Source organism: Rhodopirellula europaea 6C (assembly GCF_000338295.1).
Classification (GTDB): domain Bacteria; phylum Planctomycetota; class Planctomycetia; order Pirellulales; family Pirellulaceae; genus Rhodopirellula; species Rhodopirellula europaea.
Genome location: NZ_ANMO01000223.1, coordinates 1 through 1572, shown reverse-complemented (window position 1 = coordinate 1572; position 1572 = coordinate 1). Strand labels below are relative to the sequence as shown.

Annotated in this window: 1 protein-coding gene; it reads left to right on the top strand. The window is 58.9% G+C overall.

Annotation, left to right across the window (positions count from 1 at the left end; genetic code table 11):
* Window positions 1-106: 106 nt before the first annotated feature.
* Window positions 107-1572 (top strand): two-partner secretion domain-containing protein (locus RE6C_RS29620; protein WP_144054864.1); only part of this gene is annotated, 1466 nt, incomplete at its 3' end.

The following is a 1572-nucleotide window of genomic DNA, read 5'->3' as shown; positions in this document are numbered from 1 at the left end:
ATTTTGCGGGTTGCGCTGAAACAACTCTCTGGATTCTTGTTGTTTCCTTTGAATTTAGCTTGCCCGGCAACGATTCGTTGGCGGGCTCTTGCGAACGATTGACACCATGAGCAACCGACGACGACGACAAAAGCGTGCCGAACTTCGAAACTTGGTTTTGGGCGGCGTGCTCGCCGTCAGCAGTGCCGGCTCCGCGTCGGCCCAGAATCCAACGGGTGGCAATGTGGTCGCCGGAGCGGCGACGATTTCCACCGCGGGATCGACGCTGAATGTGAACGCCTCGACCGATCGTGCCGTCATCAATTGGCAGAGCTTTTCGATCGGCCAAGGCAACACGGCGAACTTTAATTTGCCGTCGGCAACGTCAGCCGTCTTGAACCGCGTGACCACGCCGAACACGCCGTCGGCCATTCACGGTGCGTTGAACTCCAACGGCAATGTTTTCCTGGTGAACCCAAGCGGAGTTTTGGTTGGACCTTCGGGCGTGATCAACACCAATGGTTTCACGGCATCGACATTCGACATCGGCAATCAAGATTTCATGAACGGCGGTCCGATGACATTCCGCGGTTCGTCGACCGCGGACATCGTGAACCAAGGGACGATCAACACTGGATCCGGTGGCGCGCACTTCATCGCCAACCAATTCAACAACTCGGGCGCGATCAACAGCCTTGGTGGTTCTGTCACGGTGGGCAGTGGCCAGAGTGTGACGTACAGCAACGGCGTCACGCACGTGGAAGCCGACATGGCGACGCTGCAAAACGGCTACAGCGAAACGGCATCGTTGATCAACAACTCCGGAGCGATTCGTGCGACTGGTGCGGTGATGGCGGGCGGCGAAGTTTACTTAACGAACCCGGGCGGCAAGGTGCTCAACAGCGGCACGATCGCAGCCAGTCAATCGGTATCGATCAACACTGGACAACTGAATCACCTAGGGACAATGGAGGTCAGCGGGACCAGTGGTGGTACGGTCAGCGTGACGTCCAATGACGCTTTGATTCAAGGACGCATCGATGCGAGTGGAACGCAGTCTGGCGGCACCGTTCAAATCCGATCAAGCACTGTAGACCAGTACGCGGCGATCGACGCTTCCTCGACGTCGGGTCAAGGCGGCGAAGTTGCCATTGAAACGAGCGCTGCCTACACGGCGACGACTGCGGGGGACATTGATGTTTCGGGGGCTGATGGTGGATCCATCGCGATCACCGGACCGGGCCGGATCGTGACGTCTGCCCAGCTTGATGCGACGGGCAGCAACGGCAATGGCGGTACGATTGACGTGTCCAGCAGCACCAAGACGTCGATGCTGGGTGCGACCTTTGACGCATCCGGTTCGGTCGACGGCGGAACGATTCGCGTCGGCGGTGAGTTCCAAGGTGGCCGCGATCTTTCGATCGATGAGTTGGCCAACTCGGGTCAAACGCTGATTAGCCCTGGCAGCCAAATCATCGCCACGGGCGAAAGCGGCAACGGCGGTACGGCGATTGTTTGGAGTGATGATCGCACGCAGTTTTATGGTGGCGTCGACGTCAGCGGCAGCGGAGCGGACGGGACCGGCGGATTCGT